Source organism: Mesorhizobium delmotii (assembly GCF_900149755.1).
GTDB classification, from domain to species: domain Bacteria; phylum Pseudomonadota; class Alphaproteobacteria; order Rhizobiales; family Rhizobiaceae; genus Mesorhizobium; species Mesorhizobium delmotii.
Genome location: NZ_FUIG01000046.1, coordinates 302,287 through 321,548 on the forward strand (window position 1 = coordinate 302,287; position 19,262 = coordinate 321,548).

14 protein-coding genes and 1 riboswitch are annotated in these 19,262 nt (G+C 62.5%); of the genes, 4 read left to right on the top strand and 10 right to left on the bottom strand.

The window, feature by feature from the left end; translation table 11 throughout:
- Positions 1–79 precede the first annotated feature (79 nt).
- Positions 80–2,131 (bottom strand): DNA topoisomerase IV subunit B, encoded by a 2,052-nt coding sequence (gene parE, locus BQ8482_RS29065; RefSeq protein ID WP_123150704.1) that lies wholly within the window; start codon positions 2,129–2,131, stop codon positions 80–82.
- 266 nt (positions 2,132–2,397) lie between these two features.
- Here parE and BQ8482_RS29070 point away from each other — a divergent pair, with 266 nt between their 5' ends.
- Positions 2,398–3,564, top strand: a complete 1,167-nt coding sequence (locus tag BQ8482_RS29070) for a GGDEF domain-containing protein (protein WP_123150705.1) — start codon at positions 2,398–2,400, stop codon at positions 3,562–3,564.
- 71 nt (positions 3,565–3,635) lie between these two features.
- Here BQ8482_RS29070 and gcvP read toward each other — a convergent pair whose 3' ends face one another.
- From gcvP to gcvT, 3 genes are read right to left on the bottom strand one after another with little or no spacing between them, the layout of a single operon-like run.
- Entirely contained in the window at positions 3,636–6,446 is a 2,811-nt protein-coding gene (gcvP, locus tag BQ8482_RS29075) for an aminomethyl-transferring glycine dehydrogenase (protein WP_123150706.1), read from the bottom strand.
- A gap of 17 nt (positions 6,447–6,463) precedes the next feature.
- Positions 6,464–6,832, bottom strand: a complete 369-nt coding sequence (gcvH, locus tag BQ8482_RS29080) for a glycine cleavage system protein GcvH (RefSeq protein WP_123150707.1) — start codon at positions 6,830–6,832, stop codon at positions 6,464–6,466.
- A gap of 5 nt (positions 6,833–6,837) precedes the next feature.
- Complete coding sequence (gene gcvT, locus BQ8482_RS29085; protein ID WP_123150708.1) at positions 6,838–7,938, bottom strand: glycine cleavage system aminomethyltransferase GcvT; 1,101 nt, start codon at positions 7,936–7,938, stop codon at positions 6,838–6,840.
- Between the two features lie 148 nt (positions 7,939–8,086).
- Positions 8,087–8,173, bottom strand: a riboswitch (glycine riboswitch).
- 164 nt (positions 8,174–8,337) lie between these two features.
- On the opposite strand from gcvT, the gene BQ8482_RS29090 reads away from it, so the two are divergent.
- On the top strand, positions 8,338–9,318 hold the full coding sequence (locus BQ8482_RS29090; RefSeq protein ID WP_123150709.1) for a hypothetical protein: 981 nt from the start codon (positions 8,338–8,340) through the stop codon (positions 9,316–9,318).
- A 44-nt stretch (positions 9,319–9,362) separates the two neighbouring features.
- Here the strand turns inward: BQ8482_RS29090 and BQ8482_RS29095 are convergent, their stop codons facing one another.
- From BQ8482_RS29095 to BQ8482_RS29110, 4 genes are all read right to left on the bottom strand, one after another.
- Positions 9,363–10,151 carry a molybdopterin-binding protein gene (locus tag BQ8482_RS29095; RefSeq protein WP_123150710.1) on the bottom strand — a complete coding sequence of 263 codons (789 nt, stop codon included), beginning with the start codon at positions 10,149–10,151 and terminating at the stop codon, positions 9,363–9,365.
- Position 10,152: 1 nt separating this feature from the next.
- Entirely contained in the window at positions 10,153–11,034 is an 882-nt protein-coding gene (locus BQ8482_RS29100) for a cytochrome b/b6 domain-containing protein (RefSeq protein WP_123150711.1), read from the bottom strand.
- Between the two features lie 102 nt (positions 11,035–11,136).
- On the bottom strand, positions 11,137–11,820 hold the full coding sequence (locus BQ8482_RS29105) for a DUF1345 domain-containing protein (RefSeq protein ID WP_123150712.1): 684 nt from the start codon (positions 11,818–11,820) through the stop codon (positions 11,137–11,139).
- A 149-nt stretch (positions 11,821–11,969) separates the two neighbouring features.
- Entirely contained in the window at positions 11,970–13,409 is a 1,440-nt protein-coding gene (locus BQ8482_RS29110; protein ID WP_123150713.1) for a caspase family protein, read from the bottom strand.
- A gap of 417 nt (positions 13,410–13,826) precedes the next feature.
- Between BQ8482_RS29110 and BQ8482_RS29115 the strand changes: the two genes are divergently transcribed.
- Positions 13,827–14,903, top strand: a complete 1,077-nt coding sequence (locus BQ8482_RS29115; protein ID WP_123150714.1) for an autotransporter outer membrane beta-barrel domain-containing protein — start codon at positions 13,827–13,829, stop codon at positions 14,901–14,903.
- Here BQ8482_RS29115 and BQ8482_RS29120 read toward each other — a convergent pair.
- Together BQ8482_RS29120 and BQ8482_RS29130 are read right to left on the bottom strand one after the other, a co-directional pair.
- On the bottom strand, positions 14,900–15,367 hold the full coding sequence (locus BQ8482_RS29120; RefSeq protein ID WP_123150715.1) for a YaiI/YqxD family protein: 468 nt from the start codon (positions 15,365–15,367) through the stop codon (positions 14,900–14,902). The genes BQ8482_RS29115 and BQ8482_RS29120 overlap by 4 nt on opposite strands.
- A gap of 303 nt (positions 15,368–15,670) precedes the next feature.
- Positions 15,671–16,798: an S-(hydroxymethyl)glutathione dehydrogenase/class III alcohol dehydrogenase gene (locus tag BQ8482_RS29130; protein ID WP_123150717.1), complete on the bottom strand. Its 1,128-nt coding sequence runs from the start codon at positions 16,796–16,798 to the stop codon at positions 15,671–15,673.
- Positions 16,799–16,997: 199 nt separating this feature from the next.
- On the opposite strand from BQ8482_RS29130, the gene BQ8482_RS29135 reads away from it, so the two are divergent.
- Positions 16,998–19,010: an acetyl-CoA carboxylase biotin carboxylase subunit gene (locus BQ8482_RS29135; protein ID WP_123150718.1), complete on the top strand. Its 2,013-nt coding sequence runs from the start codon at positions 16,998–17,000 to the stop codon at positions 19,008–19,010.
- Positions 19,011–19,262: the final 252 nt, after the last annotated feature.

Consider the following 19,262-nt stretch of genomic DNA (forward strand, 5'->3'; position numbering starts at 1 on the left):
CTTCGCTCGGTGATGCCAGCCACATACTGCCTAGCAACAGTGACGGCCGCCCGTTTGCGGTTCGCCGAGCAGAAGACGCTCAGATGTCCAGCACTTCCGTCTCGGCAAACTCCGCACGTTCCTGGATGAAGCGGAAGCGGGCTTCCGGCTTGGTGCCCATCAGCGCGTCGACCGCATCCTTGGTCGCCGCCTCGGCGTCGATCACATCGACCCTGAGCAGCGTGCGTTTTCTCGGGTCCATGGTGGTTTCCTTGAGCTGGGCGGCCATCATTTCGCCCAACCCCTTGAAGCGGCCGATTTCAACCTTGCCGCGCCCGGTGAACTCGGTGCGCAGAAGTTCGTCCTTGTGCGCATCGTCGCGGGCATAGGCGACCTTGCCGCCTTGCCGGATCGAGTAGAGCGGCGGCACCGCCAGGTAGAGATGGCCGCCGCGGACCAGGCTCGGCATCTCCTGATAGAAGAAAGTGATCAGCAACGAAGCGATATGGGCGCCGTCGACGTCGGCGTCGGTCATGATGATGACCCGGTCGTAGCGCAGATCCTGATCGCGGTACTTCGAGCGTGTGCCGCAGCCAAGCGCCTGGATCAGGTCGGAAATCTGCTGGTTGCCGGCAAGTTTATCGTTGCCGGCGCTGGCGACGTTGAGGATTTTGCCGCGCAGCGGCAGCACTGCCTGGCTGGCGCGGTCGCGCGCCTGTTTCGCCGAGCCGCCGGCCGAATCGCCCTCGACGATAAAGAGTTCTGCGCCGGCCGCGGCATTCTGCGTGCAGTCGGCGAGCTTGCCGGGCAGGCGCAGCTTGCGCACCGCGCTCTTGCGCGAAACTTCCTTCTCCTGGCGGCGGCGCACCCGCTCGTCGGCACGCGCGATCACCCATTCGAGCAGCTTCGAGGCTTCCTGCGGGTTGTCGGCCAGCCAGTGATCGAAGGGGTCGCGGATGGCAGTCTCGACGATCCTGATCGCCTCGATCGTCGCCAGCCTGTCCTTGGTCTGGCCGACGAATTCCGGCTCGCGGATGAACACCGACAGCATGCCTGCCGCCGAGATCATGACGTCTTCCGACGTGACGATCGAAGCGCGCTTGTTGCCGACCAGCTCGGCATAGGCGCGCAGGCCGCGGGTCAAAACGTTGCGGAAGCCGGCCTCGTGCGTGCCGCCTTCGCCGGTCGGGATGGTGTTGCAGTAGGAATTGAGGAACCCGTCGCCGCCGAACCAGGTCACCGCCCATTCGAGTGAACCGTGGCCGCCTTGCCTGTCGCTTTTGCCGGCAAAAATTTCGCGGGTGACCTGGAATTCGTCGCCGAGCGAGGCTTTCAGATAGTCCTTGAGGCCACCGGGAAAATGGAACTCGGCCTTGGCCGGCGTCGTGTCCTTCTCCTTGATCAGCGACGGATCGCAGGTCCAGCGGATCTCGACGCCGCCGAACAGATAGGCCTTCGAGCGCGTCATGCGATAGAGCCGCGCCGGCTCGAATGCCGCGCCCTTGCCGAAAATCTGCTCGTCGGGATGGAAGCGGATCTTGGTGCCGCGCCGGTTGTGCACTTCGCCAAGTTGCTCCAGGCCGGTCACCGGAACGCCGCGCGAAAAACGCTGGCGATAGAGCTGGCGGCCGCGCGCGACCTCGACCTCGAGATGGTCCGACAGCGCGTTGACGACGGAGACGCCGACCCCGTGCAGGCCGCCCGAGGTCTCGTAGACCTTGCTGTCGAACTTGCCGCCGGAATGCAGCGTCGTCATGATGACTTCGAGCGCCGGCTTCTTGAATTTCGGATGCGGATCGACCGGAATGCCGCGGCCATTATCGGTGACCGCCAGATATCCGTCGGCCAAAAGCTCAACATCGATGAAGGTTGCGTGGCCGGCGACCGCCTCGTCCATCGCATTGTCGATGACCTCGGCGAACAAATGGTGCATCGCCTTGTCGTCGGTGCCGCCGATATACATGCCGGGTCGTCGCCGCACCGGCTCCAGCCCTTCCAGAACCTCGATGTCGGCGGCACTGTAGCTCTCGCTGCCGTCGCGGGATGCCGGGCGCTTCGCCGCCTGCACCAGCGGGTCGGCAGGGCGCGCGGTTGCGCGAACCGGTTGCGGCTGTTTGTCCAAACTGCCGAAAAGATCGTTACTGTCGTCCATGCTGGTCCTGGATTCCGATGCTGCGAATCACCACCCGATACTGCCACGCTTTTTGCGGGCAGGCGACGGAGGTTCCTGTTACGTTCGAGGATAGAGCCTCTTACTGCAAAACCATCCGACAACCAAGCGGCGGAAATGGGTCGAGGGCATCGACGCTTTGTAAACCTTGTCCGAAGGTTACGTCCGAAGGTTGGCCGAAAAACGGTATCCGCCCGCTGCCGCTGGCCTAGAATGCAGCGGAACCGTCAAGAGGCAGTCGCCTACGCATGTTGGATTACAGTTCGCTCCTGCTGGCGGCGGCGCTGTCGGGCACGTGCCTCAGCATCACCATGTTTGCGATCTGGTTCACCGCGCCACAGGCACGCTTTGTGCTGACGGTGGCCTGCGGCATTCTCGTACTCGTCGCGCATGTGGTCTTGTTCTGGCATTATGCCAGGCATCCCAGCCTCTGGCTTTGCCAGATTGTGCTTGCGCTTCTCAGCCTGGGCTTCCTGACCCTCTGCCTGTCGGCCATGCAGTATCTCGGCGTGCGCGACTACAGGCGCGCCATCTTGCCGACCGTGGCTGCGATGGCGGTTTGCGCAGGCGTGACGTCGCTGGGCCTTGATGGCGTCGGCTTCATCGTCACCTACGCGACGGTAACGGCGCTGCTCTCGCTAATCGGGGTGATGTTCTGGATCAAAGGTGGTCACGATCGCCGGATATTGCTGGTCGTATCGTTCCTGAGCGGCGTCTGTGCGCTGTCCTTCGTGCTTTGCGGCGCGGTCCTGCTGGTCGAGGGCCAGTGGGTGCTCGGCGTTGCACCCGACAACTGGGCCGAACGGTTGAATTCCGTCGTGGCGGTCGCCTGCATGACTGGGCTCGGGGCACTGACGCTCTCCCTGCACCATTTGCAGGCGCAGATCGAATTGAAGGCCGAGACCATGACCGACCCATTGACCGGGCTGATGAACCGGCGGGCGTTGACGGCATTCTACGGTGAGCGGGTTTTCGGCCCGTTCATGTCCGTCGCCATGTTCGACCTCGATCATTTCAAAAAAACGAACGACGTATTCGGTCATCCGGTCGGTGATCAGGTTCTGCGCCGCTTCGCCGCTGTCATCAGGAAATATGCCAGGACCGGAGTCGACGCCTTCCGGCTGGGCGGCGAAGAATTCGTCCTCGTCATGTCGCGGATGACTGAAGAGAAGGCTTACGACATTGCGAGCAAGATCAGCGTCGCCTTCGGCACGGAAGTCGTGGCCACCCAGCTTGGTCCGTTGCGCAGCACAGTCAGTGGCGGCATCGGCTTTGGCGGGACGGATGGGACCAGTCTCGACCATGTGCTGGCCGAAGCCGACGCCGCACTCTATGCGGCAAAGCGCGCCGGGCGAAATCGCGTCGTCGCCCAGAAGACGAGCAAGGCCGACGCGCCGGCCTTGCGTTCTGCCTGACTGAGGCTTCTATCTTCTTGTTAGACCATGATCTTGTCCGAAAACCGGATTCCACCTTTCGGGATCATGGTCTACTCCGCCGCCCCCAGATATTCCGACAGCGGCGGGCAGGAGCAGACGAGGTTGCGATCGCCGGCGACATTGTCGATGCGCGACACCGGCGGCCAGTATTTGGCTGATGTGTCGGCATCGCCGGCCGGGTAGGCCGCCTCCAGGCGCGAATAGGGGTGGGTCCACTGGCCGGCCAGCGCCTCGGCCGCTGTATGCGGCGCATTGACCAGCGGATTGTCGGCCAAGGGCCATTCGCCTTTCGCCACCTTGGCTGCCTCGGCCGATATCGCGATCATCGCTTCGCAGAAGCGATCCACCTCGCTCTTGGGCTCGGACTCGGTCGGCTCGACCATCAAGGTGCCGGCCACCGGAAACGACATGGTCGGCGCATGGAAACCATAATCGATCAGCCGCTTGGCGATGTCGTCGACGCTGATGCCGGCACTGTCCTTGAGCACGCGGGTGTCGAGGATGCATTCATGGGCGACGCGCCCGTGCCTGCCCTTGTAGAGCACCGGGAAATGCGCTTCGAGCCGCGTCGCCACGTAGTTAGCGGAAATGATCGCCGTCTCGGTCGCCTGCTTCAGGCCCGAAGCGCCCATCATGCGGATATACATCCAGGTGATCGGCAGGATCGAAGCGCTGCCGAATGGTGCAGCCGACACGGCATGACCCGAGCCTTCGGTGACGTGGCCAGGCAGATACGGCTTCAGATGCGCCTTGACGCCGATCGGGCCGACGCCGGGACCGCCGCCGCCATGCGGGATGCAGAACGTCTTGTGCAGGTTCATGTGGCAGACATCGGCGCCGATGTCGCCGGGGCGGGCGAGACCGACCAGCGCGTTGAGGTTGGCGCCGTCGAAATAGACCTGGCCGCCATGGCTGTGGATGAGGGCGCAGATGTCGCGCGCGCCTTCCTCGAAAACGCCGTGCGTCGAGGGATAGGTGAACATCAGCGCTGCGAGGTCTTGCGCATGCTCGTCCGCCTTGGCTTTCAGGTCATCGACGTCGATGTTGCCGTCTTCGGTGCAGCGCACGACGACGACGTTCATGCCGGCCATCGCCGCACTCGCCGGATTGGTGCCATGCGCGGATGACGGAATCAGGCAGACTGTGCGATGCCCTTCGCCGCGTGAGCGGTGATAGGCGCGAATGGCGAGCAGCCCGGCATACTCGCCCTGGCTGCCGGCATTGGGCTGCAGGGTCACCGCGTCGAAACCGGTGATCTCCGCCAGCCAGCCTTCCAGCTCGTCGATCATCGCGCGGTAGCCGGCCGAATGGCTTGCCGGGGCGAAGGGGTGCAGGTTGGCGATATCAGGCCAGCTTACCGGCATCATCTCGGCGGCGGCGTTGAGCTTCATCGTGCAGGAGCCGAGCGGGATCATGGCGCGGTCGAGCGCCAGGTCCTTGTCGGCCAGCCGGCGCAGGAACCGCATCATGTCGGTTTCCGAACGGTTGTCGTGGAAGACAGGCTGCGTGAGAAACTCCTTGCCGCGCGGCTGTCCGGGCATGGTGCTGCCGGCAGCGGCGCCTGCTTTGGCGCCGAACAGCGGCGCGATCTCGTCCAGATCGGCAACGGTCGAGGTCTCATCGAAGGTGATGCCGATATGGTCGGCGTCGATGACGCGCAGCAATCGGCCGGTCTCTTCAGCAGCGGCGGCGATTGCGCCGGCTCTGCCTTTCACTTCCACCGTCACCGTGTCGAAGCGGCTTGCGCCAAGCACCGAAACGCCTGCTGCCTTGAGACCGGCAGCCAGCCGGTTAGCCAATTCATGGGTTCGGCCGGCAATCGCCTGCAGCCCGGCGGGGCCGTGCCAGATCGCGTAGGCCGTCGCCATGTTGGCGAGCAGCGCCTGCGCGGTGCAGATGTTGGATGTCGCCTTGTCGCGGCGGATATGCTGTTCGCGCGTCTGGAGCGCAAGGCGATAGCCGGGGCGGCCCTTGCTGTCGGTCGACTGACCGACAAGGCGGCCGGGCATCAGCCGCGTCAGCCTGTCGGAGACGGCGCAATAGGCGGCGTGCGGCCCGCCAAAGCCCATTGGCACGCCGAACCGCTGCATCGGGCCGACGGCGATGTCGGCGCCAAGCCTTGCCGGGGCGTCGGTCAGCGTCAGCCCGAGCGGATCGGCAATGAAGACGACCAGCGCGCCGATGGCACGGGCCTTCTCGATTGCCGCCTTGTGGTCGCCATAGACCCCAAACGTGTCGGGCCAGGAGACCAGCAGAGCGGCGGTATTGTCGTCGATGGTTTCGCCGTCGACCTCGATGCCGAGCGGTTCGGCGCGGGTGCGCACGACGTCGAGCGTCTGCGGATGCGGCGTGCCGGCCAGCGCCACTTTGGTCCGCTTGTCGCGATGATGGCGTAACGCAATGCCGACCGCCTCGGCCACCGCCGTCGCTTCATCGAGCAGCGAGGCAGACGCCACCGGCAGCCCGGTCAGCTCAGTGACCAGCGTCTGGAAATTGAACAGCATTTCGAGCCGGCCCTGGCTGATCTCGGCCTGGTAGGGCGTGTAAGCCGTATACCAGGCCGGATTCTCGAACAGGTTGCGCTGGATGACCGGCGGCACATGGACGCCGTGGTAGCCGGCGCCGATGAAGCTCTTCAGAACTGTATTTTTCGCCATTGTCGCTGAAAGCTCGGCAAGCGCCTCCGCTTCGCTCGCTGGGGCCGGCAAGGCCAGCGGCCGGTCGAGCCGGATCGATTTCGGCACAGCCTGGCTGATCAGCGTCTCGACCGAGGGAACACCAATCGTCGCCAGCATGGCTCTGACGTCATTGAGGCCGGGGCCGATATGGCGGGCCGAGAAGGAGTAGGGTGCTGCAGTCATCTTTCCTGGTCCTTCTATCAACCAATATGGGCTTTGTAGGCGGCCTCATCCAGGAGACCTTCGAGTTGGCTTTCATCGGCCAGCTTCATCTTCCACAGCCAGCCGTCGCTGGTTGCCGCCGAATTGACCAAAGACGGGTCCGACGAGAGCGAGGTGTTGGCCTCGGTGACCTCGCCGTCGACCGGTGCATAGACGTCCGATGCCGCCTTGACGGATTCGACCACCACCGCCGTATCGCCCTTGACCAGCTTTTTCCCAAGCTCCGGCAATTCGACGAAGACGAGATCGCCGAGCTGCTCCTGTGCGTAGTCGGTGATGCCGACGGTGGCGACACCGCCTTCGACGCGGAGCCATTCGTGATCTTCGGTGAAATAGGTCTTTGCCATGAAATTTATCCTTTGCGGTAGCGATGCGGCGTGAAGGGCAGGGGGTTGATATCGACCGGGATTTTCGTCCCGCGAACGTCGGCGAAGAGTTTTGTGCCAGGTTTGGCCAGCGCTGTCGGGACGTAGCCCATGGCGACCGGATGGGTGGCCGAGGGTCCGAAGCCGCCGGAGGTGACGTGGCCGGCGGGATCGCCGTCGGCGTCGAAAAGGGCAGCGCCGGTGCGCACCGGCTGGCGGCCTTCCGGCTTCAGGCCGACGCGTTTCTGCGCCGGGCCGCGCTCCAGGATTGCACGCAATGCGTCGGCGCCGATGAAAGCGCCAGAGGCGCGAACCTCCTTTGGGATCGCCCACATCAGCCCGGCGCTGGCCGGGTCGATCTCAGGCGTGATGTCCAGTCCGTGCAGGCACAGCCCTGCTTCGAGCCGCAGGCTGTCGCGGGCGGCCAGCCCAACCCACATCACGCGCTCGTCCTCGAGCAGTTTGGCGACGAGATTTCGCGCGTCCGCTTCCGGCAGGCCGATCTCGAAACCGTCTTCACCGGTATAGCCCGACCGGCTCATGAACCAGTTCTCGCGGGGCTCAAAGCCGTGCATGAACAGCAGCGATCCGGTTTCGATGCCGCCGCGGGACAAGGCGGCCCAGGCTTCAGGCCCCTGGATCGCCAGGAAGACGCGGTCGAGTGCGTCCACCTTTGCGTCAAAATCCATGGCAAGGGCGCGCAAGTGCTTTTCGTCGGCTTCGGCATTGCCGGCATTGGCGACGACCATGAAGCGTGCCTGGCCGAGCCGAGTGACGATCAGATCGTCGAGGATGCCGGCGGCTTCATTGAGAAAGAACGTGTATTTGGACTGGGAAATCTCAAGCGCGCCGGCGTCTAACGGGCAGGCTCGGTTCAGAAGTGCGACGGTGCCCGAGCCACTGATCTCGAACAGCTTCATGTGCGAGATGTCGAACAGCCCTGCATGTTCGCGGGTATGAAGGTGCTCCTTCATCACGCCGGCCGGATAGGTCAGCGGCATCGACCAGCCGGCGAACGCGCCAAAGCGCGCGCCGGCGGCCACGTGCAGGTCTTCGAGGGGAAGGTGTTTGGTGTCGTCGCCCGTCATGTCATCTCCAGAGTCGCACGCAATCGGCCGCGAATGGCGACCAGTCCGTGCCCCTCTGTCTGAAGCCTGAGAGACTCGCGCCCCGTAACTCTGTCGGCAGCGCTTACACCTTCGGCGCGGGGGCAAGCCCCGACTTTCCAGAGTGTCTTTCCCGTCTACGGTTCTTTTGCCTGAGAGATTTCGGGCGATTTCCCCTTCGGCGGCAGCTCTCGCTGCTCTCTCCCGCAAACAGGTAGGACTCAATTTGAGCCCTCGACTCTTCATCCATAGCCTGTGGGCGACACCTTGTCACCTGCCAGCGACACCTTACCGAAAATTCTCGCTAACCACGCGGTTTGCCGGTTTCTCAAGACACTGCCGATATATCGGGTCCAAACGACGTTTGGACGGGGAACGAAAATGGGCGGATTGATCATGACCTCGAAGGACCGCATCACGGCCGAGGATGTCGTCATGCTGCGTCGCGAAGTGTTCGGCGATGGTGTGGTGACGCGCGGCGAGGCCGAGGCGCTGTTTGCGCTCGACGCAACGGCCAAGCACAAATGCGCGGAATGGCCGGACTTTTTCATCGAAGCCGTCACCGAGTTCATCGTTCATCAGGAAAAGCCGGCGGGCTATATCTCGCAGGACAATGCCGACTGGCTGGTCCGAGCGATTTCGCGCGACGGCATGGTCGACAGCTGGACCGAACTCGAATTGCTGGTGCATGTGCTGGAAAAGGCGAAATCCTCGCCGAACGGGCTTTGCGCCTATGCACTGGAGCAGGTCGCCCATGCCGTCATCGACGGCAAGGGGCCGCTGATGCACGGCGGCAAGCTGGTTCCCGGCCTGATCGCCAAAGCCGAAGTCGAGCTTCTGCGCCGCATTCTCTACGCCCATGGCGGCGACGGCAACATTGCGATCACCCGCGCCGAGGCCGAGATGCTATTCAAGATCAACGAGCGGACCGCGGCGGTCCACAATGACCCATCCTGGAACGATCTCTTCGTCAAGGCGATCGCCAATTTCGTCATGTGCTCGGCCGGCTACGAAGCGCCGGTACGCGACGTGGCGCTGCGCCGGGATTCTTTCCTGGATCAGGCCGATCCGGAGATCGGCGGCTTCTTCGGCCGCATGGTATCGGGCGGTCTCGCCGGCATCATGGAAGCCTATAGCGCGCCGGGCGATATCGAATCCGAATGGGAATCGAAGAACAAGGCAGCCGAGGCGCTGGCCCGCCGCGCCGAAACCATCGACGCCAGCGAGGCGAAGTGGCTGGCCGAGCGCATCGGCAGCGACCGGCCGCTGCATGAGAACGAGCGCGCGCTGCTGACACTGATCAAGCATGCCTCGCCGGAAATCCATCCGGTGCTCAAGCCCCTGATCGACAAGGTCGCTTGAGCAAAAGCGCTAAAACACTGATCGGAAATGGCGGAGCTATGGCCTCAGATGCCGCCGTACCAGTCGTAGCCATTGTCCTCCCAGTAGCCGCCCTTGCCGCCGCCGATAGCGGCGAAACCGTCGACCAGCTCGATCTTGCGGAGATATTTCGGCATTTTGTAGCCGATCTGTCGCTCGACGCGGACACGCAGCGGCGCGCCGTTCTCGACCGGCAGCGGCTTGCCGTTCAAGCCATAGGCAAGGATCGTCTGCGGGTGACGGGCATCGATCAGGTCGATCGAACCGTAATATTTGATGTCGCCGGACAGGCTGCGGTCGATCGTGTCGAGGCAATGGAACATCACGTAGCGCGCCTGCGGCTTGACCACGGCCTGATCCAGCACCAGCGACAGCGGCGTGCCGGTCCATTTGGCGATGCAACTCCAGCCTTCGACGCAGTCGTGGCGGGTGATCTGGGTGCGGCTTGGCATGTTCATCAATTGCTCGCGGGTCAGCGACAGCGGCTTTTCGACGAGGCCGGAAACCTCGAGCCGCCAGTCGGCGAAATTGTTGGCGAGCAGGCCCTTGTAGACATCGTCGTCCGGCGCGGTGACGCCGTTCGGCCGCTGCGGCTGGCGAATGTCGGCTTCGGTGAATTCCGGCGCCAGCGAATCGCCGGCGAGCAGGCGTTGCGCTCGCCAGGTCAGGCCGTTGGCGGCTTCGAGGAAACTGCGCAGGCCGTCGCCGACGCGAAGCTGGCTGTCGAAGGCATCGCAACCCGACAGCATGATACCGGAGACGCCGAGGCTGGCCGAGGTCAGGAATTTTCTGCGGCTGATCACAAACTTCGCCATCTCACGCACTCCTTTCCGGCGCCTTGCCGTGATGCGCCGGCGGGTCGGTTCGGTACCAGCCGGTGATGATGGAACGCAGCTCGTTGATCGGGCCGGCGGCGAAGATCATCAGCATATGGATGATGAAGAAGGCGACGAGCAGCAGCATTACAATGAAATGAATGGTCCGCGCTGTCTGCCGTCCGCCGAGCAGATCGTTGAGGAACGGCAGCGCCGCGTTCATGCTAGGCGACATGGCAAGGCCGGTGATGATCATCAGCGGCAGCAGCACGAACATTACGCCGCCATAGGCCATCTTCTGCAGCGTGTTGTATTCGCGCGTGTGACGGAACTTGAGCCTGGCGTGATCGACGATGTCTCGCGGCAAACGCCTGAGATCGTCGATGCGCGGGGCCAGATCGCGGCGCAGATGGCCGTTGACCAGGCTGGCGACCAGCCACACGACCAGTGTCGTGGTCAGTATCCAGGCGAAGAAGAAATGGACAACGCGGGCGGTGCCGAGGTCATAATAAGAGGGGATCGTCGCCCAGGACGGGAAGGCGCGGGACGTCTCCCGACCCGCCGGCCCCGACCAGCCGAGCACACCGGTTGTGTCGAAGCGTTTGCCGAAGATTTCGGTGTAGCCGCGCGGGCCGTTTGCGGTGTTCTCGGCGCCAATGGCGAAGACGGTGTTGTTGTACGCAAATCCCGACTCCTTGCCGATATAGAGCTGTGGGCGGGCGTTGAAGATCTGCAGGCCGGAAAGCAGCATGAAGAACAGCGAGATGGCCCAGAGCCAGTGCGTCAGCCGCGTCCAGCGCGACTGCCGGTAGATCAGCGTCGCATCCTTCGGGAGGGCAGTATCTGGCCCGACGGTGGAGTGGCTCCTGGCAACCGATTCCATTCTTTCGCGTCCTCCCGGCCTTTCCGATCGTTCTCCTCCCAATACGTTGCCAGCCAAAGCGATGTTTCATCCGATCACGGAATTATTACGAGCTGCCCGATACTACCGGCTCCCGAGACTGACGGCGAGGTTGACCGCGGCGGCGACGATCACTGTATTGAAAAAGAACGACAGGATCGAATGCAAAAGCACGATGTGACGCATTTGCGTGGTCGAGACCGCGGTATCGGAGGTCTGCGAGGTCATCCCGACGGTGGTCGAGAAGTAGAGGAAGTCCCAGCCGTCCGGCCGTTCCTTACCGGCAAATACGAGACCGCCGACCGGCTTTTTCTGTTTCGCTTTGCTGCCGGGGTTGGTCTCTTCATCGTTGACCCAGTAAACATGCGCGTAGTGCAGCGCTGTCATGGCGTGGATGGTGAACCAGCCGAGCGGGATCGACAGCAGCGCGAAGGTGAGTTCGACGGGGTGCGCGCTGCCCTCCCGATTGATCAATTGGAACAGCGAGATGATGGCGACGGTGACGACAATCAGCGTCACCGCAAAGATGACCAGCACCGGCTGGTCGGTGGCCCGCGCGTTCTTGCTCAGATAGCGGCCGGTGAGCAGCGGCATCTGGGCGACGACGATGACGGTGTAGGCGGCGAAAAACGCATTGGCGCCGATCGAAAGGGCCAGCGGAGTGCGCAAGACCAGCGCGATCGCCAGTGCCACTACACCGATGCAGGCCGACACCGCGAACTGCATGTGGCGGTGCAGTGGTTTCTTCAGGGGCAACTCGGTCGTCATGGCCCGGCCTCTGATGGCGGTCCGTCTTCTACGGTGCCGAGCGTCCTTTCGGACGCGAAAGGACACTGTAACACTTTTGAAATCTGCGCATGATCCTTTCCGAACCGAAGGTGGCGAAGCAAAAAATCGATTCCGATTTGCGGCGTGCGTTAGAAAACCCCGCCGATCCCAATGCCGCCGCTGATGTCCGGCGGAGGTGCAACCGGGCGCGAGGATTGCTGCTGCGACCTTGCGGCTTTTCGGTTGCCCGCCCCCTTGCGCGCCGGAGCCGCCTCTGATGCCACCTTCGCCGGCTTGATCTTCCGCACGACCACCGGATCCTTGCAAACCCGCCCGGAGTGCAGGAACAGGTCACTCAGGAGTTCAACCGTAGGCTCGGTCGCGGATGCGGTTCTCGCGGTGTTTTTGTAGTAGTTGGCGAGCGCGCGCACGGAGCCCTTGCCCCAACTTCCGTCCACTGTCATCCGATAGCAGCCCAAACGTCGCAATTCGGTCTGGATACTGCGCGCGAGATCGGTCGCTTTTTGGGAATCCGTTTCAGTCGCCGAAGTACCGACGATCAGCGCTTCAAGTCCGGAGACGATGCTCTGCCTGGCCCCCTCGAGGCTGGCGACCTGCGTGCCGGCGGGCTTGGCCGCAGCGTCGGGTAAGGGCGAAACCTCGACCGAACGCAATGTCTGGCCAACGATCAGCACGGCCGTCTGCAGGTCGTTGGAAGCGAGCTCGACCTTCAACCTCTCCTTGGCGGCAGGATCGGCCAGGATGCGCGACAGGCTGGCGCTGAGCTGGGCCGGGTCGAGCACTTGCTGCTCGGTGAAGTAAAACTGCTCGCGAAGGTTCGACTGATCCCACGGAACCTGACGCCCGATGGTGATTGCCTCGGTCTCGTTGCGCACCCGGATCATCATATCCGAAATGCTGAGCCCGGGAATCTCGACGTTCTTCAACAATGCCGTGGTGAAGGGGCTGTTGTCGCCCGAGCCGTCGACAGCAACGTTGCCAGGCTGTGTTGCAAAGGCAATGAACGTGTTTTCACCGACTTCGATCTGCGCGAGGCCGTCCATGGCGCTGGGGCCTTTGCCCATCGGGTTGTTACGACAGGCATCAAGAAACACGAAGGTCTGCCTTTCACGGCTGGCAAATCTCGAAATCACATCGTTGAGCTTGACCGCGCCCGCGATCAACTCCTGCAGGTTCTCGGCGCTGGGCGTATCGACCGGCAGAAGATAGTTCTCTCCCCCGAGTTGCACGCCGTGGCCAGCGTAGAAGATGAGGACAGCACTGGCGCCTGCCAACTTGCCCTCGGCTTGTTCAAAAAGCTTGGTGAACCCGTCGGACGACAGGTTGGTTGCCGTTAGCACATCGAATTTCAGCCTCTTCAGGCTTTCAGACAATCTGGCTGCGTCGTTTGCAGCGTTGGCCAGATGCGGGAGATGGGCGCTCCGGTAGTCGGAGTTGCCGATGACGATCGCGAGCCGCTTGCTTGGCTGTGGCGACTGGCCTTCCCCGACCGCGGCTTGAGCGCCGAGGGATCCGAAAAGTGAAATCAGCAGGACCGCAGCAATGCGCAGGAGGGGACGGTAGCTCATGGCAAGGGCTCGTTTCGGCGCGTGAAATCTTCAGGTCGCCGAAGTGTCCGCCCGACTGACACCGTTGCGCTCATGCGCCGGAAATCGTTTCTCCGAAGACCGCCGCAATTTTTACACCAGAACCCATATCAAAGAAAGCGTAAGGCGCGACCCGCCTTCGATCTGGCCGAGCTCAGTTTCCCTAGAGATGCCGTGGGGTCCAGCCGGACGATCGCCGCCGCAACCACGGTCCGCCCGAAAGCCAGTGGTCCCCACGAAATCATATCCACGCTAGAAATAATTTGTTACGCTCCTACCAGCGCTGCCGTAGTGTTGCACTTGCATCTACTGCAGTCAGGAATGTTTTTCATAGTTCAACCGTGCATTGCATGTCCTGATATTTAAGCCAGACGACACAAGTTGCGGGGGAAGGGGACAATGAAAGGCAAGAGTTGGCGTTTGCGCCTGTGCACGAGTTCAATTTCGATTGGTGCTGCATTGGTTTTCCTGCCTTCGAAGGCAAACGCCTGTATCGAGGACGGTAGTGAGGGCACCCTGCTGCCGGGCTGCTATGTCGGCGTGACCGTCAATAGCGCGATCGTCGACACGTCTCTGGATGCTCTTCTCAAATTGTCTGACGACATCATCCAGGCGGGTGTCGACCCCGCAAACGCAGCTTTGCCGGCCCAGTCTTCACCGTTCGGCGTCTTCGCTTCCGGCCAATTAGCCCACACGGAGCATGACGGCTTCATCGTTTCGAACGATTTGCGCGTCTTTGACGGATCGAGTTTCGACGTCGATGAATTTTCTGCTGCCGTCAGTGTCGACTTCAATGCGGCAAAGCATTTCGGGTTCGACAGCAAGCATGGTTTGAACCTGGGGCTGTTCGGCGGTTATGCCTCGGCTGACGTCAATGCCGACGATTTCGGAGTCGGAGACGCGACCAACAGAAGCGGCATGTTCGGCGGCTATGGGCTTTATCGTCACGGCACCAGCTATGCTCTTGTGGCCGCTTCGGCGTTCCTGGGCAACACGGACGTCGAGGAAAATGACGGCAGCTACGACACGCAAGGCTATGCGATAACAGGGTCGATCGGCCGCATCTTCAACTTGACCGATCGCGTGCGTTTCGATCTTCGCGGCGGGCTGTTGGGTGTTACCTTTACCGGCGACGCATACACGGATGACTCCGGCGCTGAATTTGGAAAGAGCCGTTTATCGTTTGGCGCGATCAAGTTCGACCCTGGGGTTTACGCGGATTATCAGCTCGGAAACGGCATGGTCATCAGCCCCTATGCGCGCGCGGATCTGCAGCAGCGTTTCGGCTATTCGAACACGGCAAGCGTTTCTGGTCTGAAGAGCAATTTCGAGGATGCGGACTTCTCGGTGGCGCTGTCCTCCGGCTTCAATCTGAAGATGTCTTCATCGACAACCGTCAGCACTGAAATTCGCGGCAAATGGTCCGAGGACAGTTCAACCGTCAGCGGCAAGCTGGGCCTCAAGATCGCGTTCTAATCCGGTGCGGCGGATTTCAGCGCCCGCCGCAAGATGCGGTCGAGCTCGCCGAGAAACCGCGAGCGGTCCTGTGGCGCGAAACTGGCGTTGTAGCCCTTGCTTTCGCCGGTCTCGCGCAGATGCTGCTTGAGGTCGCGCATCGCCACCGCCATGCCGATCGTTTCCGGCGTGAACGGGCGCCCGGTCGGCCCCAGCACATGGGCGCCGAGCGCCACCGTGCGGGCGGCAAGCGGGATGTCTGATGTCACGACGATGTCGTTGGGTTTGGCATTGTCGACGATCCAGTCGTCCGCCGCGTCGGCGCCCTTGGACACGACGACGTTGCGGATCATCGGATCGCGCGACGGGCGCAGGCCGCCATTGGAGACGAAGGTGACGACGACGCCATGGCGTTCGGCGACTTTCTCGACCTCGGCCTTTACCGGGCAGGCATCGGCGTCGACGTAAATGGCGGGTGCGGGCATGGTTCGTTCCAAGGCGTATGAAGCCGGGCGATTTCGCCAAGCTCTGTCGATGATATTTGAGCGGTCAAAGGTCGGTGCTGCCCCTCATCCGCCTGCCGGCACCTTCTCCCCGTATAGTGACGGGGCGAAGGGGCTGGCCGCAACCTCGGCACGCTTTCTGCCACGCTGGAGATTGGCGAAATCCCTTTGCGAAGGCGTCTTTCTCCCCGTCACTATACGGGGAGAAATGCCCGGCAGGGCAATGAGGGGCAGCGCAAACCTAAAGCGATTGCCATGCTTCTTCGCGGTCCAAGTCGCGATTTCTCAATAAACCACCACGCTCCGGATGCTCTTGCCCTCGTGCATCAGGTCAAAACCCTTGTTGATGTCCTCCAGCTTCAGGGTGTGGGTGATCATCGGGTCGATCTCGATCTTGCCGTCCATGTACCAGTCGACGATCTTCGGCACGTCGGTGCGGCCGCGCGCGCCGCCAAAGGCGGTGCCCATCCAGGTGCGTCCGGTGACGAGCTGGAACGGCCGCGTCGAGATCTCCTGGCCGGCGCCGGCAACGCCGATGACGACCGACTTGCCCCAGCCGCGATGCGATGCCTCAAGCGCCTGCCGCATCACCTTGGTGCTGCCCGTGCAGTCGAACGTATAGTCGGCGCCGCCGATCTGGTCGGCGCCGCGCTTGGTCATGTTGACGAGATAGGGCACGATGTCGCCGTCGATCTCCTTCGGATTGACGAAATGCGTCATGCCGAATTTCTCGCCCCATTCCTTCTTGTCGTTGTTCAGGTCGACGCCGATGATCATGTCGGCGCCGGCGAGGCGCAGCCCCTGTATGACGTTGAGGCCGATGCCGCCGAGACCGAAGACGGCGGCCGTGGCGCCGATCTCGACCTTGGCCGTGTTGATCACCGCGCCGATGCCGGTGGTGACGCCGCAGCCGATGTAGCAGATCTTGTCGAAGGGGGCGTCGGGATTGACCTTGGCCACCGCAATCTCGGGCAGCACGGTGAAGTTGGAGAAGGTCGAGCAGCCCATATAGTGGAAGATCTTGTCCTTGCCGATCGAGAAGCGCGACGAGCCGTCCGGCATCAGGCCTTGCCCCTGCGTGGCGCGGATCGCGGTGCACAGATTGGTCTTTCTGGACAGGCAGGACGGGCATTGCCGGCATTCCGGCGTGTAGAGCGGGATGACGTGGTCGCCCTTCTTGACCGAGGTGACGCCCTTGCCGATATCGACGACGATTCCTGCACCCTCATGGCCGAGGATCGCCGGAAAGATGCCTTCGGGATCGGCGCCCGACAGCGTGAATTCGTCGGTGTGGCAGATGCCGGTCGCCTTGATTTCGACCAGCACCTCGCCGTCGCGCGGTCCGTCGAGGTCGACCTCCAGGATTTCCAGCGGCTTTCCGGCGGCGGAAGCGACAGCGGCACGGGTTTTCATCGGGGCTCTCCTCTCAGGGGCAAGTCTGCAATCGGGGCCGAGCATTAGCGTATCTGCAGGTTCTGGACTATGGGACGAATTGACAGTTCGTTGCCGGGTTTTGGCGCCGGACGACTTGCGCCCGGGGATATGCGCCAACTTGCCTTGACCGGCCGGGCGAAGCCCATAAAAGAAAGGCAGCCGAGGGAACGCAACCCGCATGTTCACAAAAATCCTGGTCGCCAATCGTGGCGAGATCGCCTGCCGCGTCATCAAGACGGCGCGCAAGATGGGCATTGCCACCGTGGCGGTCTATTCGGATGCCGATCGCGACGCCGTGCATGTCGAGATGGCCGACGAGGCTGTGCATATCGGGCCTTCGCCGGCCGCTGAGAGCTATCTGGTGCCGGAGAGGATCATCGCTGCCTGCAAGGCGACAGGTGCTGAAGCCGTGCATCCCGGCTACGGGTTTTTGTCCGAACGCGCATCCTTCTGCGAGGCGCTGGAGAAAGAAGGCATCGTCTTCATCGGCCCGAAACCCAGAGCGATCAGGGCGATGGGCGACAAGATCGAGTCGAAGAAATTCGCCAATGCAGCCAAAGTCAGCACGGTGCCGGGCTGGCTCGGAGTCATCGAGAATGCTGGTCATGCCGAGAAAATAGCCGGCGAGATCGGCTATCCCGTGATGATCAAAGCCTCGGCCGGCGGCGGCGGCAAGGGCATGCGCATCGCCTGGAGCAAGGCCGAGGTGCGCGACGGGTTCGACCGGGCGCGGTCGGAGGCCAAAAGCTCGTTCGGCGACGACCGCGTCTTCATCGAGAAATTCGTGGTCGATCCGCGCCATATCGAGATCCAGGTGCTGGCCGACGCGCATGGCAACGCGCTTTATCTTGGCGAGCGCGAATGCTCGATCCAGCGCCGCAACCAGAAGATCGTCGAAGAGGCGCCTTCGCCCTTCCTCGACGCCAAGACCCGGAAAGCCATGGGCGAGCAGTCGGTGGCGCTGGCGAAGGCGGTCGATTATGAGAGCGCCGGCACGGTGGAGTTCATCGTCGACAGCCAAAAGAACTTCTATTTCCTTGAAATGAATACGCGATTGCAGGTCGAGCACCCGGTGACCGAGCTCGTCACCGGCATCGATCTGGTCGAGCAGATGATCCGCGTAGCGGCCGGCGAAAAGCTCGCTATCAAGCAAAGCGACGTCAAGCTGAACGGCTGGGCGGTGGAAAGCCGGCTCTACGCCGAGGACCCGTATCGCAATTTCCTGCCGTCGATCGGCCGGCTGACGAGATACCGGCCACCGGAAGAGGGACGGTTCGGCGAAATCGTCGTCCGCAACGATACCGGCGTCACCGAAGGTTCGGAAATCTCGATGTTCTATGATCCGATGGTCGCCAAGCTGTGCACCTGGGCGCCTACTCGGATCGCTGCCATCGACGCCATGTCCGTGGCGCTCGACAGCTTCGTCGTCGACGGCATCGAGCATAACATGCCGTTCCTGGCGGCGCTGATGCAGCATCCGCGCTGGCGGGAAGGGCGGATATCGACCGCCTTCATATCAGAGGAATATCCTGATGGCTTTGCGCCGATCGTGCCTGATAGCGAGGAGAAGGCGGTGCTGGCAGCGATCGCCACCGCGGTCGAACTGCTGCGCCGCGATCGGCTCGACCGGCTGGGCGGGCGGCTGGCGCCGCATTCGGGTGTCCTGAAAGGCGACTGGGTGGTCAAGATCGGCAAGGATTACCTTTCGGCCGCGGTTACCGAAGGCATGATCTCCATTCCGATGGAGCTCGGTCTGTCGATCGATGGCGGCAAGGCGCTGACGGTCACGTCCGACTGGCGTCCGGGCGATCTCATCTGGCGCGGCACGGTCGGCGACCGAAGGATCGCGGCGCAGATCAGGCCGGCACCGAATGGGCTTCGCATCGCCTGGAAAGGCATGTCGGTGACCGCACGCGCCATGCTGCCGCGCATCGCTGAGCTCGAAAGGCTGATGCCGGAAAAAGTGGCGCCGGACACGTCGAAGATGCTGCTCTGCCCGATGCCCGGCCTCGTCGTGTCGATCGCCGTTGCCGAAGGGCAGGAGGTCAAGACCGGCGAGACGCTGGCGGTGGTCGAGGCGATGAAGATGGAAAACGTGCTGCGCGCCGAGCGCGATCTCACCGTTTCGAAACTCAGGGCAAAACCGGGCGACAGTCTCGCCGTCGACGCGGTGATCATGGAATTCGCGTGAGGCTGAAAACAAAAATACGGCCTCGGCGGCGGATCATTGGCGCAACATAACTGCCGTCACTTGTCAAGTTGAGCCACTGGCAGCTACAAGGCAATCGCCTTAGGTTTGCGCTGCCCCTCATTGCCCTGCCGGGCATTTCTCCCCGTATAGGGACGGGGAGAAAGCTGCCTTTCAAAGGATTTCGCCAATCACCAGCGTTTGCAGAATGGGTGCCAAGGTTGCGACCAGCCCCTTCGCCCCTTCACTATACGG